Genomic DNA, 14602 nt, shown 5'->3' on the forward strand with positions numbered 1-14602 from the left:
GGTATGATGTAATCGCCTCTGGGAGAAACCCCTTCGAAGAAGTTCGAAGGGGTTTTTGCATGCATTTCGCCGGATTGAGAGAAGAAGCAACATCATCTACAGTTCTGATTTTTTTTAATAAATTTATGGTATGACGAATGAAAAAGCAAAAGAAAAAGAATTTATATGAGGAAAATCCGAACAATTAGATAGAAAAGAGGGTTAAATTTTCATATTTTAGTGCTTGACTTTTCGAATACCTCTGGTAAACTAAATTCGTTAAAGCCTCATATAATCTCAGGGATACGGCCTGAAAGTTTCTACCGAACGACCGTAAATCGTTCGACTATGAGGACAGATAGCTGTGCACCAGGTTTCTGTCTCTATACTTTTTTATAGAAAGCCTGGTTTTTGTTTTTTTATAGGAAAAAATAAAAATGCTAAAATGTTTGTTATGCTTATAGATGCAGCGATTTATACAGAGGAGGATTTTACAAAGATGGACAAGCCGAAAGAGTTAGTTGTAGTTCTTGATTTCGGAGGACAGTATAATCAGTTGATTGCACGTCGTGTTCGTGATCTTGGTGTATTTAGTGAACTTATACCTTATAACACTCCGGTTGAAGAATTGGAAAAGCTGAATCCAAAAGGGATTATCTTCTCCGGCGGTCCAGCGAGCGTATATGCCGAAGGAGCGCCACAGTGCGACACCCGCATTTATGACATGGGAGTGCCGATTCTGGGTATTTGCTATGGTATGCAGTTAATGTCTCACAATCTGAAAGGGAAAGTGGAACGCGCGGGCGTGCGTGAATACGGGCGTTCCGATATTTCCATTCATAATGATTCCCTGTTCTTTAAAGGGCTCGACAAAACGGAAACAGTATGGATGAGCCACTCAGACAAAGTAATCGAGGTGCCTGAAGGTTTCCAGATTGACGCTAGCAATGAAGCGTGTCCGGTAGCAGCTATCAGCCATCCGGTGAAGAAGTTCTACGGTGTCCAATTTCACCCGGAAGTTCGTCATTCCGTACGCGGCAGCGAGATGCTGAAGAACTTCCTGTTCGAAATCTGCAAATGCGAAGGCAATTGGTCGATGGAAAACTACATCGATATGATGGTAGAAGAGATTCGCCAAAAAGTCGGCAACAAAAAAGTGCTCTGCGCACTGAGCGGTGGCGTGGACTCTTCCGTAGTGGCCGTGCTTATTCATAAAGCGATTGGTGATCAGTTAACATGCATGTTTGTCGACCATGGTTTGTTGCGTAAGGGTGAAGCGGAAAGCGTAATGGAGACGTTCGCTGAGAAATTCCAGATGAACGTGATTAAAATCGATGCCCGCGAACGCTTCTTGAATAAGCTGAAAGGCGTATCTGATCCTGAGAAAAAACGTAAGATTATCGGTAACGAATTTATTTATGTGTTTGAAGAGGAAGCCAGCAAGCTGAAAGACATGGACTTCCTTGCCCAGGGTACGCTGTACACAGATATCATCGAGAGCGGTACGGCAACGGCACAGACAATTAAGTCACACCACAATGTAGGTGGCTTGCCGGAAGATATGAAGTTTGAGCTTATCGAACCATTAAACAAATTGTTTAAAGACGAAGTGCGCAAGGTGGGCGAAGAGCTTGGTCTGCCACGCGAAATCGTATGGCGCCAGCCATTCCCAGGCCCAGGTCTTGGAATTCGCGTGCTGGGTGAAGTTACGGAAGAGAAGTTAGAGATTGTACGCGAATCTGACTATATTTTGCGTGATGAAATCAAAAAAGCAGGTCTGGAGCAAGACATCTGGCAATACTTCACCGTGCTTCCGGATATTCGTAGCGTAGGTGTTATGGGAGATGGACGTACGTACGATTATACGGTTGGCATTCGTGCCGTTACATCAATTGACGGGATGACAGCTGACTGGGCGCGTATTCCGTATGAAGTGCTGGAGAAGATTTCAGTGCGCATTGTAAATGAAGTTCCGCATGTAAATCGTGTCGTTTATGACATTACGTCGAAACCGCCGGCAACGATTGAGTGGGAGTAAGTATAATTCGCGAGAGAAAAGGAAGAAAAGAGAAGATGGATAAGCTGTTCAGGTTGAAAGAGAATAACACGAATGTGCGTACGGAGCTTATCGCTGGTATTACCACGTTCATCACAATGGCATATATTCTAATCGTCAATCCGCTCACACTAACGGCCGGAGGGGCCACAGGCATGGATTTCAATGCTGTGTTTGTGGCTACCGCGCTTGGCGCGGGTCTTGTCACGATTATGATGGGATTGTTCGTGAACTATCCCATCGCGCTGGCACCTGGCATGGGTTTAAACGCATATTTCGCTACTGTCGTCATAAGTTCGGGGGGAGCCATTACCTGGCAAATCGCGCTCGCTTCTGTGTTTATTTCCGGTATTATCTTTTTTATTCTGACGATTACAAAAGTCCGGCAATTATTGCTGGACGCGGTTCCGGAATCTATCCGTGCGGCGATTACGGTAGGTATCGGTTTGTTTATTACGATTATCGGATTCAAGACAAGCGGCCTACTGACCGGTTTTTATATTGGAAAAGAGGGAGCAAAACCATTTACGGAGATGTCGCCGAATGACTGGCTTCTCCAACTTGGCAACTTTGTTGGACATAAAGAGATTTTGCTGACGATTATTGGTTTGCTGCTTACAAGCATTTTGATGGTCATGCGTGTACAGGCCGCGATTTTGTTAGGAATTGTTGTGACGACGATCATCGGTATTCCGATGGGGGTAACCAATCTATCCTCTTTGACAACCGCTCAGTGGGTGCCTGATTTCAGTAATCTGGCCATTGGACAGATGGATTTGGCAGGTGCGCTGAATGCAGGATTGTTAACGATTGTATTTACGTTTACGTTTGTCGAATTGTTCGATACATTCGGTACGTTGACGGGTACGGCCGCCAAAGCGGGCTTGCTGGATAAACCGGATGCAAAAAAACGCATCGGGCGTGCAATGCTGGTGGATGCTGGCGGGGTAAGCCTTGGCGCGTTACTTGGCACAAGTACCATTACGGCATATGTAGAAAGTGCAGCAGGTGTAGGCCAGGGTGGACGTACGGGTCTTACTTCAGTTACAACGGGCATCTTGTTTTTGCTTGCTTTATTCCTCGCTCCGCTTGCGTTGGTTGTTCCGGCTCAGGCGACGGCTCCGGCGCTTATCATTGTAGGTGTGCTTATGATGGGCGCAGTACGCGGCGTTGAATGGGATAACATGGTATACGCTATCCCGTCGTTTTTTACCATTGTGATGATGCCGCTGACATCTTCCATTGCTAACGGAATTTCGTTCGGTATCGTGTTCTACGTTATTCTCGCTACTGCGAACAATCTTGCTGGAGGCAGGAATAAGATTCATTGGCTTATGTGGATTCTTGCGCTGCTTATCATTGCGAGGTTTTTATTCATTGACATTAACGCATAACTCTATTGAAGTAAAAAAGCATCGGTTTTCACTTGAAGCCGATGCTTTTTTCACTTCGGAAAGATACAAGCTCGAGTTTTGTCGAATTTTTTTCTTAAATTATTAGAAAAGTTAGATCAATCTGTTGTACAATTTTAACATAAGTAGCGAGAAGTCTTCTTTCTCTTATAGATGGGAGATGAATCATTTTTTCTTTTGTATTTATTTCTGCAACTGGAGGGAGGTTCATTAGGAATATTTAGTTCGACAGCGAAGCTTGTAAAGAATTGCGATTTGCCGTTTGCTTGAAAGGAGCCTTAAAGTAGGCGTATATAAACCGGGAGGAGATGGGGAGGCGATGGGCTTTTTCCCTTTTGCGACCGATAATATAAAAGAAAAAATGTGGATTGAAACATTTAGCGTGCTAATTGTTGATGACGAAGAATGCCATTTAGATATTATCGAGCAATTTTTATCCGAAAGAAACTATCGTGTGTTTTCCGCTTGCACGGGCACGGAGGCGCTGTGCATTCTTGAGAATGAAGATATCGATTTGGTTCTGCTTGACATTGCGATGTCTAGCATGGACGGATACAGAGTGCTTCGTGAAATCAGAGCGATGAAAGAGCGGTATATTCCTGTCATTATGCTTACTTCGTTTGATAGTAAAGAAGATAAAATCAAAGCGCTGGAGGAAGGTAGCGACGATTTTTTGAACAAGCCTATTGATAAGTATGAGATGTATGCAAGGGTGCAAACGTTGCTACGCATGCGCCACTATTCTAAACAAATGGCTGTCGCCAAACAGCGCTTGGAAAACGAAGTGGCGCGTCAGACGGCCGAGTTGCAGCAAGCGCTTAACGAGCTGCAATTGTTGAATAGCAAATTGGCGGACAGTCATCGAGAGATCGTAGAACGTTTGTCGGCAGCTGCCGAGTTTAAAGATCCAGAAACAGCAGCCCACATTCAGCGCATTAGCCATTACTGTGGGGTAGTGGCCCGGGCAATGGGCATGGGTGAAGAAGAGGTTAATCTGATGATTCAAGCCAGTCCCATGCACGATATCGGGAAAATTGGCGTACCCGATCGTATTCTTCTTAAGCCGGGAAAGTTGACGAAAGAAGAATTTGAGAAGATGAAACAACATACCGTAATCGGACATAAAATTTTAAGTGGTTCCGATTCGCAGTTGCTTAAACTGGCGAGTGAAATCGCATTATCACACCATGAGAAATATGACGGAACCGGGTATCCACGTGGTTTGTCTGGCGCCGATATTCCGCTGAGCGGAAGAATTGTGGCCGTTGTAGATGTGTTTGACGCTTTGACAAGCCGCAGGCCGTATAAAGCGCCATATCCAAATGAGAAAGCGTATGAAATCATTCGCCAGGGAAGCGGAACACATTTTGATCCCTTGATTGTGCGGCTATTTTTTGAAAATCTTTCTGAAATTTTACGTATTCAACAGCAATATCAAGATGAACGGTAAGAGCCAGAGCCTAGAATAGGCTCTTTTTTTTGGATAAAAATGGGCGGACGTCCAAACAGTCTGCCTGTTCAGGACATAGTATGTAACATGCCAAGTGATTCAAGGGCCTTGCTGAAGGGAGGGTATCGACACAACGTGAGTTGCTGAAATGGAGATAAAGTTGGGGTGATTTTAATCCTCTTTATTCTGCTGGTGGTAATCGCTTGCTCGTGTAATAGCTAAATTCCTAATAAGAAGGAAGGGTGAGGCAAATGAGTTGTTCTGGAGGATTTGGAGAAGAGATTGGCGTAATTCTGGTGTTGTTCATCTTGCTTGTAATTATTGCTTGCGCCTGTGACCGATGAAGAAAAAATAGGTATCCGCCGATTTTTCTGCCAGATAACAACGGGGTAGGCGGGTGTCCAAACCCTTACCGGTCAGGTGGCATACGTTGTAATACGGGTGATTGAACCCCCTGATGCTTTAGACAGCACGCTAGAAAGGGGTGAAATGAATGAGCTTTTTCAATGGAGATGACGTAATCGGTGTGATTCTGGTGTTGTTTATCCTGCTTGTTATTATCGCTTGCGCTTGCGATAGTTAATGCATAACATAACATGCAGGAAGACCGCCTTTCGGGCGGTCTTTTTTGGTGGCTAAAAAAGAGTTAGAATAGGGCTTGGTATGCGTCATGTTTTCTTTACTAGAATTTTGTAATAGCGAATAATATTATTTAAAAAAACGTTAAATGTTCGGTAATTTCCTTGACGAGCCTTGATTTGCTTGTTAAACTAAAAGTGAATTAAGCGGAAAGTGAATCTAGGGTTCCGCAGCCGAAGGCAGAGCTGTAGGTCCGAGCGATTCAGGCGTGCGATAGCACGCTACACCGTAGGGATAAAAGCCCAGGCGGTAGGTTTCCCGTTATTTAAGGGGAAATCTACCGCCTGGGCTTTTTTTGTCGTATAAGAAGGTATATGTTGCTTTATAGTGATAAAGAAACATATACTTTCTTTCCATAAGTAAATGAGGAAAAACATGCGAGGCGTGTGGTACGGAAGGAGAGAAAGACCGGCAACGTCCGCGAGCTTTTCTTGTGAAAATCATGAAGTAAGAAGAAAAAGCTAGCAGTCTCTGAGGTTTTTCTGACAAAGGAAACATACTAAGGGAAATAAGGGGGATTGCATATAGATGAATCAGCCGCTTGTAGGTGTGATTATGGGGAGCACGTCAGATTGGGATACGATGCAAGAAGCATGTGCCATTCTGGAAAAATTGAAAATACCTTACGAAAAAAAGGTGGTATCCGCTCATCGGACACCGGATTTGATGTTTGAATACGCCGAGAAAGCAGAGGAACGCGGATTGGAAGTTATCATTGCGGGAGCTGGCGGCGCGGCGCACTTGCCGGGCATGGTCGCTTCCAAAACGGCGCTTCCGGTTATCGGCGTACCCGTGAAATCTTCAACGTTGAATGGCCTTGACTCACTGCTTTCGATCGTGCAGATGCCAGGCGGTGTTCCGGTCGCCACAGTCGCGATTGGAAAGGCCGGAGCGATCAATGCAGGGTTGCTTGCCGCACAAATCCTAGGAAACAAATATCCGGAAATTCGTGATTGTTTTATGGCGCATCGGGAGGCCGTTAAACAAAAAGTGCTGGAGGCGGAATTGCCATTATGAGTAAGAAAAAAATCATTACGCCTGGCGCCACGATTGGCGTACTCGGGGGAGGTCAACTGGGACGAATGATGGCGCTTGCTGGTCGCGCGCTCGGCTATCGTTTCGCTACGCTTGATCCGACAGAAGATTGCCCGTGTGCCCAGGTATCGGATAAGCACGTTGCGACCCGTTACGATGACGTCGAAGGAGCGATGGAACTGGCGCAGGCCAGCGATGTGATTACGTATGAATTTGAAAATGTGGATGCGGATGTAGCGGCGATTTTAGAGGAAAAATCATACGTGCCGCAAGGAAGCAGTCTTTTGCGTGTGACCCAGCACCGGATTCGGGAAAAATCAACGCTGGCTTCGTTCGGAATTCCGGTGGCTCCTTTCCGTGTCATAGAGAATGAGCAAGATGCGGATCATGCGATTCGCGAATTGGGAGTGCCGGCGGTTATGAAAACGGCGACCGGCGGTTACGATGGAAAAGGTCAATACGTTATTCGCCAGGCGGAAGAAGCCGTATCCGCCTACCGCGAGCTTTCCAAAGCCGGTACGGAAATTATTATCGAACAATTCGTGCCTTTTACGAAAGAAATCTCGGTTATTGCGGCACGCAGTGTTTCGGGTGAAATTAGGACGTTTCCGGTGGCCGAGAACATTCACCGAGAAAATATTTTGCATCTGTCCATTGTTCCGGCGCGTATTACGGAAAATGTGACGGCACGCGCGGAGGAATTGGCTAAAACAATTGCAGAGAAGCTAGGAGTGGTCGGGCTAATCGCGGTGGAGATGTTCGTCACGGCGAACGATAAAGTGCTGGTTAATGAACTGGCGCCGCGCCCGCATAATTCAGGGCATTATACGATGGATGCTTGCGTGACTTCGCAGTTTGAGCAGCATATCCGCGCGATTTGTGATCTGCCGCTTGGAGATCCGAAGCTTTTAACCCCGGTTGTCATGGTCAATATTCTCGGCGAGCATCTTGAACATGTTCTTGATAAAATAGAGACGCTTCCTCGCTCCGCAAAACTGCACCTATATGGCAAAAAAGACAGCAAGCCGAAGCGGAAGATGGGACATATGAATGTCTTGGCGGAGTCGGTTGAGGTTGCGTTACAGCAAATAGAAGAATTACAAATCTGGGAGTAAATCAAGGGAGGATACGTAACATGATTCCACGCTATACCCGCCCGGAGATGGCGGCGATTTGGACGGAAGAAAACAAATTCAACGCATGGCTGAAAGTCGAAATTTTGGCCTGCGAAGCCTGGGCTGAACTGGGCGTTATTCCGAAAGAAGATGTTGAGAAGCTGTGGAAAAACGCCCGCTTTGATATCCACCGCATTTATGAGATTGAACAGGAAACGCGCCATGATGTGGTGGCATTCACCCGGGCGGTATCGGAAACGATCGAAGGCGATGAGAAAAAATGGATTCATTACGGCTTGACGTCTACCGATGTAGTGGACACCGCGCTTTCATACTTGCTTTTGCAGGCGAATGAAATTATCGAACGAGATCTTGTCCGCTTTATTGAAATTTTGAAGGAAAAAGCGCAAGAACACAAATATACCGTAATGATGGGACGTACGCACGGCGTACACGCAGAGCCGACTACGTTCGGTTTGAAAATGGCGCTCTGGTATGAGGAAATGAAGCGCAATCTTGAGCGGTTCCGCCGCGCGAAAGAAAACATTGCGGTTGGCAAAATTTCCGGCGCGGTCGGCACGTATGCCAACATCGACCCTTTTGTGGAAGCGTACGTGTGCAAAAAGCTCGGCTTGAAACCGGCACCGATTTCTACGCAAACGCTGCAGCGCGACCGTCACGCCGAATACATGGCAGCGCTGGCGCTTATTGCGACATCGCTTGACAAGTTCGCAGTAGAAATTCGCGGTTTGCAGAAGAGCGAGACGCGGGAAGTGGAAGAAGCGTTCGCCAAGGGACAAAAAGGCTCTTCCGCGATGCCGCACAAGCGCAACCCGATTGGCAGCGAAAACATTTCCGGTCTGGCGCGTGTGATTCGCGGACATATGCTGTCAGCTTACGAAAACGTTCCGCTCTGGCATGAGCGCGACATTTCCCATTCTTCTGTAGAACGCGTGATTTTACCGGACGCGACGCAGTTGATCAACTACATGCTGAATCGCTTCGGCAACATCGTGAAAAACCTGACAGTATTCCCGGAAAATATGAAACGCAACATGGATCGTACCTTTGGCCTCATTTATTCGCAACGTGTTTTGCTCAAGTTGATTGATAAGGGCTTAAGCCGTGAGGAAGCGTACGATACGGTACAACCGCGCGCAATGCAAGCGTGGGAAGAACAACGTCCGTTTCGCGAGCTGATTGAAGCTGATGAGAAAGTAAAATCGTTGTTATCGAAAGAAGAAATCGACGATTGTTTTGATTATAGCTGGCATCTGAAGCATGTAGACACGATTTTTGAGCGTCTCGGGTTATAAAGTAAGGCTGACTGACATCTCTTCCTTTTCTTGGCCGGGTTTTTTTAGCGTGCCTAAGCGAATGTATGCGCTCCGTTCTTCTTCAAGCGATCCCGCAAAATATGCAGGTATCTCGAATAGGAGAACAATTGCAATATCGTTTCATTTTGTGAAACACAGGGCTGAAGCTCGTCAGAAAAAAGTCTGTGAAAAGGAAGAATGTCAGTCCTTTCAAATTTATAAAAGTTAATAAATGAATTATATTTTCAATATTGGCAATAGATTGTAAAAACAAAGGGAATGATCGGGCCAGAAGCCTAGAAGGAGAAAAACGATGGAAAAACTCGAAATGCTGTATGAAGGAAAAGCGAAACGGATTTATCGCACAGATAAGCCAGGAGTTTTCTGGGTGCAATACAAGGACGATGCCACCGCTTTTAACGGAGAAAAGCGGGCTCAGATTATGGGAAAAGGCGAACTGAACAACCGTATAACTTCAATTTTTTTCCGTATGTTAAAAAAGAAAGGCATTGATAATCACTTCATTGAAGAGCTATCGTCGACCGAACAACTGGTAAAGCAAGTAGACATTATCCCGTTGGAAGTTGTCGTACGAAATATTGCAGCGGGTTCTCTCGCCAAGCGTCTTGGTATGGAGGAAGGGACAGAACTTTCTCAACCGGTCGTTGAATTTTATTACAAGGATGACGAGCTTGGCGATCCGCTCGTTAATGATTCACATATTGATGTGCTCGGCATTGCAACGGAGGAAGAACGCCGATATTTGCGCGAGATGGGGCTCAGAATCAATGAAATACTCACCGCATATATGAGGGAGCGCAACATTATTTTGGTTGATTTCAAGTTGGAATTCGGTCGTACTGAAGATGGAAACATTCTGTTAGCGGATGAAATTTCGCCGGATACGTGCCGTTTCTGGGATGTAGATACGAAAGAAAAGCTGGACAAGGATCGTTTTCGCCGCGATCTGGGCAACGTGGAAGACGCTTATAAGGAAATTTTAAAACGTATTGGAGGAGAAGCACATGTTTAAAGCCGTTGTATATGTAACATTGAAAGAGTCCGTACTTGATCCGCAGGGAAATGCCGTAAAAGGCTCCTTGCATTCCTTGGGATTCGATGAAGTAAACGATGTTCGTATCGGTAAATACATGGAAGTTGAACTGAATGTAAACGATCGCGTAGCAGCGGAAGAACGCCTGAAAGAAATGTGCGAAAAACTGCTCGCGAACACGGTAATTGAAGACTATCGTTTCGAATTGGTGGAGGCGTAAGCGATGAAGAGTGCAGTCCTCGTATTTCCCGGTTCGAACTGTGATATTGACATGTACAAGGCTGTGGAAGATTGTCTTGGGGAGCCGGTTGAATATGTATGGTATACCCGGAACAATCTCGATGAATTCGATTGCATTCTCCTCCCAGGCGGATTTTCTTATGGGGATTACTTACGCCCCGGAGCGATGGCCGGCATGGCACCTGTGTTGAACGCGGTACGCGAAGCGGCGGAGAAAGGCAAACTGATCATGGGCGTATGCAATGGGTTCCAGATACTGACGGAAGCACGCCTGCTACCAGGTGCGTTACGTCGCAATAAAAGTCTGAAATTCCGCTGCGAGATTGTGAACTTGCGCGTAGAGAACAACAAAACACCATTTACTTCACAGTATGAAGAGGGTGAGATTATCCGTATTCCGATCGCGCATGGTGACGGTAATTATTACTGCGATGAAGAGACATTGCGAGAAATGAAAGCGAATCATCAAGTCGTATTCCGTTATAACGGCGGCAATCCGAACGGTTCCATTGAGAACATTGCCGGGGTTATCAATAAAGCGGGCAATGTGCTGGGCATGATGCCGCATCCGGAGCGGGCTGTGCACGAATGGCTCGGTTCAGCGGACGGAAAGCGCATGTTTACTTCGATTTTACAGAGCTGGAGGGAGAAGAACGGTGTCACATATAGAGCCTAATCCGCAACAGATCGCCGATAGAAAAATTTACCGTGAAATGGGTTTGACTGACGAAGAGTATGCTAAAGTCGTTGAAATTCTTGGCCGAAAACCGAATTACACGGAGACAGGCTTGTTCAGCGTCATGTGGTCCGAGCATTGCAGCTACAAGAATTCCAAACCGGTGCTCCGCCGCTTTCCGACATCCGGTTCGCGCGTATTGCAGGGACCGGGCGAAGGTGCAGGCATTGTTGACATCGGCGACGGTCAGGCGGTTGTATTTAAAGTGGAAAGTCATAACCATCCGTCTGCGATTGAACCGTATCAAGGAGCTGCGACCGGCGTGGGCGGTATTATTCGCGATGTGTTCTCAATGGGAGCACGTCCGGTTGCCCTGTTGAATTCCCTTCGATTCGGTGAACTGAATAAGCCGCGCACGAAATATCTGTTTGAAAACGTGGTGGCAGGAATCGCGGGTTACGGCAATTGCATGGGCATTCCGACAGTAGGTGGCGAAGTTGCTTTTGACCCGTGCTATGAAGGAAATCCGCTCGTAAATGCGATGTGCGTAGGTCTCATTGACCACGATAAAATCCAAAAAGGCGTGGCGGAAGGAATTGGCAACCCAGTTGTGTATGTAGGTGCTGCAACCGGACGCGACGGCATTCACGGCGCGACATTCGCTTCGGAGGAATTAAATGAAGAATCAGAAGCGAAACGGCCGGCGGTGCAGGTTGGTGACCCGTTCATGGAAAAGTTGTTGCTTGAGGCCTGCCTCGAACTGCTGGAGACGGATGCGGTTGTCGGCATTCAGGATATGGGAGCCGCAGGTCTGACATGCTCAAGCGCAGAGATGGCTAGCAAAGCCGGAAACGGCATGGAACTAAACCTTGATCTGGTACCGCAGCGCGAAAAAGGCATGACACCGTACGAAATGATGCTATCCGAATCACAGGAGCGCATGCTTCTTGTCGTGAAAAAAGGCCGTGAATCCGAAGTGGAGAAAATCTTCAAGAAATGGGGATTAAACTCTGCGGTTGTGGGCCGGGTGACGGACGATGGCATGCTGCGGCTTACGCACAAAGGGGAAGTCGTTGCTGAAGTTCCGGTGAAAAGTCTTGCTGATGACGCTCCGGTATACTGCAAGCCTTCACAGGAGCCGGTTTACTATAACGAATATCGGAACGTGGACACATTAAACTTGCCGGAGCCTGCCGATTATACGGAAGCGTTGAAAAAAGTGCTGTCCGCGCCAACGGTGGCAAGCAAAGAATGGGTGTATAATCAGTACGATTATATGGTGCGCACCAGCACTGCTGTTGTACCAGGATCTGATGCGGCCGTCATTACCATCCGCGGCACGCGCAAAGCGCTGGCGATGAGCATTGATTGTAACGGGCGTTACGTATACCTTGATCCGGAAACAGGCGGCGCGATTGCGGTCGCAGAAGCGGCGCGCAATGTTGTCTGCTCCGGTGCAGAGCCGATTGGCCTGACCGATTGTCTGAACTTCGGCAATCCAGAAAAACCGGAGATTTTCTGGCAATTTGAAAAAGCGGTCGACGGTATGAGTGAAGCGTGTCGCGTACTTGAAACTCCGGTTATCGGGGGTAACGTGAGCTTGTACAATGAAACGAACGGTGAAGCCGTCTATCCAACACCGGTTGTTGGTATGGTTGGTTTGATTCACGACGTGGATCATATCACGACACAGGCGTTTAAAAATGAAGGGGACGTCCTGCTTTTGCTCGGCGAGACAAAAGCGGAAATCGGTGGTACAGAATATCAGAAACAGATGAATGGTTCGATTATTGGACGGCCGCCGTCCATTGATCTGGAAACGGAGAAAAGATTGCAAAAAACCGTTCTTATGGCGATTCAGCAGGGACTGATCGCTTCCGCCCATGATCTAGCAGAAGGCGGGCTTGCTATTGCTTTGGTGGAATCGGCGCAGCCTGGTCTCGGGGCGAGCGTTGATTGGAATATTGACCTTCGCCCGGATTTTGCGTTGTTTAGCGAATCACAATCCCGCGTACTGCTGAGCGTGAAACCGGAACACGTGGAAAAAGTGTGGGAATTGGCGGCGGCAAACGGCATACTGTGTACGCGGATCGGTACGGTAGGCACGGATGCAATTAAAGTAACGGTAAACGGACGCGAATTGATCAACACGCCGCTGGAAGAACTGAAAGCGGCTTGGAAGGGTGCGATTGCATGTCTGATGCATTCATGATGGAACATGATGAATTGTGGGATAAATTGAACGAAGAATGTGGCGTATTCGGGGTGTTTAACCACCCCGATGCGCCGCAATTGACATATTACGGACTTCATGCACTGCAGCACCGGGGTCAGGAAAGCGCCGGGATTTGCGCGTCCGATGGGGAGAAATTTACTTCTCACCGCGGCATGGGCCTGGTAACAGAGGCGTTCAGCGGCGGGGAGTTAGGCAGAATCCGCGGACGGATGGCAATTGGGCACGTGCGTTATACAACGGCGGGCGAAAGTAAGCTTGAAAACGCCCAGCCGCTTGTCTTCAAATACACAGGGGGCAATCTGGCGCTCGCGCACAACGGCAATCTGGTAAACGCCACGCAGGTGCGCCATCAGTTGGAACGTCAGGGCTCCATCTTCCAGACAACAAGCGACACGGAAGTGATTGCCCATCTGATCGCGCGTTCCGGTTATGAGATTGAACAGGCGGTAAAAGAATCGCTGCGCATGATTAAAGGCGCGTACGCCCTGCTTGTTATGACGGAAAACAAAATGATTGTTGCGCTTGATCCGAACGGTCTGCGCCCGCTTGCGCTCGGAAAAATTGATGACGCATACGTTGTCGCTTCTGAGACCTGTGCGTTTGAAACGGTAGGAGCCGAGTATATTCGCGACGTAGAGCCGGGAGAGATGATCATTATGGACGAAGAGGGCCTTCGTTCCGAACGGTTTGCCGGCCAGTCCCAACGCGCGATTTGTTCATTCGAATACATTTATTTTGCACGCCCGGACAGCGATATCGGCGGTATTAACGTACATCTGGCCCGTAAAGAGCTGGGACGCCAGCTGTACAAAGAAGCCCCGGTGGAAGCTGACGTTGTCACCGGGGTACCGGATTCCAGCATTTCCGCGGCGATCGGATACGCGGAAGCGGCAGGCATTTCGTACGAGCTTGGCCTGATTAAAAACCGTTATGTTGGGCGGACGTTTATCCAGCCGACACAGGAAATGCGAGCTCGCGGCGTGCGGATGAAGCTGAGCGCGGTGCGTAAAGTCGTGGAAGGCAAGCGCGTCGTCATGATTGACGATTCCATTGTGCGCGGCACGACAAGCAGCCGAATTGTAAGAATGCTGCGCGAAGCGGGAGCAAAAGAAGTGCATGTACGTATCAGCTCCCCGCCGGTTACCAATCCGTGTTTTTATGGAATTGATACCTCCAGCCGGGAAGAGCTCATTGCAGCGAAGAAATCAATTGAAGAAATCCGGGAGTTTATCGGAGCTGACTCGCTGTATTTTTTGTCTGAAGAGGGTATGGTAAAAGCGATTGGGCGCAACGATACGGCTCCGAACCGCGGGCATTGTCTGGCCTGCTTCACAGGTTATTACCCGACAGAAATTTACGAAGAAACGAAAAATTGCGTGGAAAAATAGGGGGAG

Annotated in this window: 13 protein-coding genes and 1 riboswitch; all 13 genes read left to right on the forward strand. The window is 47.7% G+C overall.

Features of this window, described 5'->3' with window-relative positions; translation table 11 throughout:
* Positions 1–246 precede the first annotated feature (246 nt).
* Positions 247–348: riboswitch (purine riboswitch) on the forward strand.
* Positions 349–478: 130 nt separating this feature from the next.
* The 13 genes from guaA (at position 479) to purF (ending at position 14596) form a co-directional block, all read left to right on the forward strand.
* A complete protein-coding gene (gene guaA / locus BLR88_RS10090; protein ID WP_057900437.1) occupies positions 479–2017 on the forward strand; it encodes a glutamine-hydrolyzing GMP synthase in 1539 nt (512 codons plus the stop codon).
* A 35-nt stretch (positions 2018–2052) separates the two neighbouring features.
* Positions 2053–3429, forward strand: coding sequence for an NCS2 family permease (locus tag BLR88_RS10095; RefSeq protein ID WP_057899959.1), 1377 nt, complete (start codon positions 2053–2055; stop codon positions 3427–3429).
* A gap of 280 nt (positions 3430–3709) precedes the next feature.
* Complete coding sequence (locus tag BLR88_RS10100; RefSeq protein ID WP_204244844.1) at positions 3710–4897, forward strand: HD domain-containing phosphohydrolase; 1188 nt, start codon at positions 3710–3712, stop codon at positions 4895–4897.
* Positions 4898–5148: 251 nt separating this feature from the next.
* Positions 5149–5241, forward strand: a complete 93-nt coding sequence (locus BLR88_RS18995) for a sporulation protein YjcZ (protein WP_082706114.1) — start codon at positions 5149–5151, stop codon at positions 5239–5241.
* Between the two features lie 149 nt (positions 5242–5390).
* A complete protein-coding gene (locus BLR88_RS19000) occupies positions 5391–5480 on the forward strand; it encodes a sporulation protein YjcZ (RefSeq protein WP_082706113.1) in 90 nt (29 codons plus the stop codon).
* A 584-nt stretch (positions 5481–6064) separates the two neighbouring features.
* A complete protein-coding gene (gene purE / locus BLR88_RS10105; protein WP_057899958.1) occupies positions 6065–6553 on the forward strand; it encodes a 5-(carboxyamino)imidazole ribonucleotide mutase in 489 nt (162 codons plus the stop codon).
* Positions 6550–7686: a 5-(carboxyamino)imidazole ribonucleotide synthase gene (purK, locus tag BLR88_RS10110; RefSeq protein ID WP_057899957.1), complete on the forward strand. Its 1137-nt coding sequence runs from the start codon at positions 6550–6552 to the stop codon at positions 7684–7686. Before purE ends, purK begins: the two co-directional genes overlap by 4 nt.
* Positions 7687–7706: 20 nt before the next feature.
* Positions 7707–9002, forward strand: a complete 1296-nt coding sequence (gene purB / locus BLR88_RS10115; RefSeq protein WP_057899956.1) for an adenylosuccinate lyase — start codon at positions 7707–7709, stop codon at positions 9000–9002.
* Positions 9003–9315: 313 nt separating this feature from the next.
* The gene (gene purC, locus BLR88_RS10120; RefSeq protein WP_057899955.1) at positions 9316–10035 is read left to right on the forward strand and encodes a phosphoribosylaminoimidazolesuccinocarboxamide synthase; all 720 of its coding nucleotides are present in this window, start codon (positions 9316–9318) and stop codon (positions 10033–10035) included.
* Positions 10028–10276 (forward strand): phosphoribosylformylglycinamidine synthase subunit PurS, encoded by a 249-nt coding sequence (gene purS, locus BLR88_RS10125; protein WP_057899954.1) that lies wholly within the window; start codon positions 10028–10030, stop codon positions 10274–10276. Before purC ends, purS begins: the two co-directional genes overlap by 8 nt.
* 3 nt (positions 10277–10279) lie before the next feature.
* Positions 10280–10972, forward strand: a complete 693-nt coding sequence (gene purQ, locus BLR88_RS10130) for a phosphoribosylformylglycinamidine synthase subunit PurQ (RefSeq protein WP_091260585.1) — start codon at positions 10280–10282, stop codon at positions 10970–10972.
* Complete coding sequence (gene purL / locus BLR88_RS10135; protein WP_302846664.1) at positions 10953–13184, forward strand: phosphoribosylformylglycinamidine synthase subunit PurL; 2232 nt, start codon at positions 10953–10955, stop codon at positions 13182–13184. The genes purQ and purL overlap by 20 nt, the downstream gene beginning before the upstream one ends.
* A complete protein-coding gene (gene purF, locus BLR88_RS10140) occupies positions 13166–14596 on the forward strand; it encodes an amidophosphoribosyltransferase (RefSeq protein WP_408863278.1) in 1431 nt (476 codons plus the stop codon). The genes purL and purF overlap by 19 nt, the downstream gene beginning before the upstream one ends.
* Positions 14597–14602 lie beyond the last annotated feature (6 nt).

Origin of the sequence: Aneurinibacillus thermoaerophilus (assembly GCF_900099925.1) — a bacterium.
Classification (GTDB): domain Bacteria; phylum Bacillota; class Bacilli; order Aneurinibacillales; family Aneurinibacillaceae; genus Aneurinibacillus; species Aneurinibacillus thermoaerophilus.

Excerpts from the sequence above, each read along its gene's own strand:
- purK (WP_057899957.1), top strand. The coding sequence starts at position 6,550 with ATGAGTAAGAAAAAAATCATTACGCCTGGCGCCACGATTGGCGTACTC.
- purC (WP_057899955.1), top strand. The coding sequence starts at position 9,316 with ATGGAAAAACTCGAAATGCTGTATGAAGGAAAAGCGAAACGGATTTAT.
- BLR88_RS10095 (WP_057899959.1), top strand. The coding sequence starts at position 2,053 with ATGGATAAGCTGTTCAGGTTGAAAGAGAATAACACGAATGTGCGTACG.
- purS (WP_057899954.1), top strand. The coding sequence starts at position 10,028 with ATGTTTAAAGCCGTTGTATATGTAACATTGAAAGAGTCCGTACTTGAT.
- purB (WP_057899956.1), top strand. The coding sequence starts at position 7,707 with ATGATTCCACGCTATACCCGCCCGGAGATGGCGGCGATTTGGACGGAA.
- BLR88_RS19000 (WP_082706113.1), top strand. The coding sequence starts at position 5,391 with ATGAGCTTTTTCAATGGAGATGACGTAATCGGTGTGATTCTGGTGTTG.
- purF (WP_408863278.1), top strand. The coding sequence starts at position 13,166 with ATGTCTGATGCATTCATGATGGAACATGATGAATTGTGGGATAAATTG.
- purQ (WP_091260585.1), top strand. The coding sequence starts at position 10,280 with ATGAAGAGTGCAGTCCTCGTATTTCCCGGTTCGAACTGTGATATTGAC.
- guaA (WP_057900437.1), top strand. The coding sequence starts at position 479 with ATGGACAAGCCGAAAGAGTTAGTTGTAGTTCTTGATTTCGGAGGACAG.
- BLR88_RS18995 (WP_082706114.1), top strand. The coding sequence starts at position 5,149 with ATGAGTTGTTCTGGAGGATTTGGAGAAGAGATTGGCGTAATTCTGGTG.
- purE (WP_057899958.1), top strand. The coding sequence starts at position 6,065 with ATGAATCAGCCGCTTGTAGGTGTGATTATGGGGAGCACGTCAGATTGG.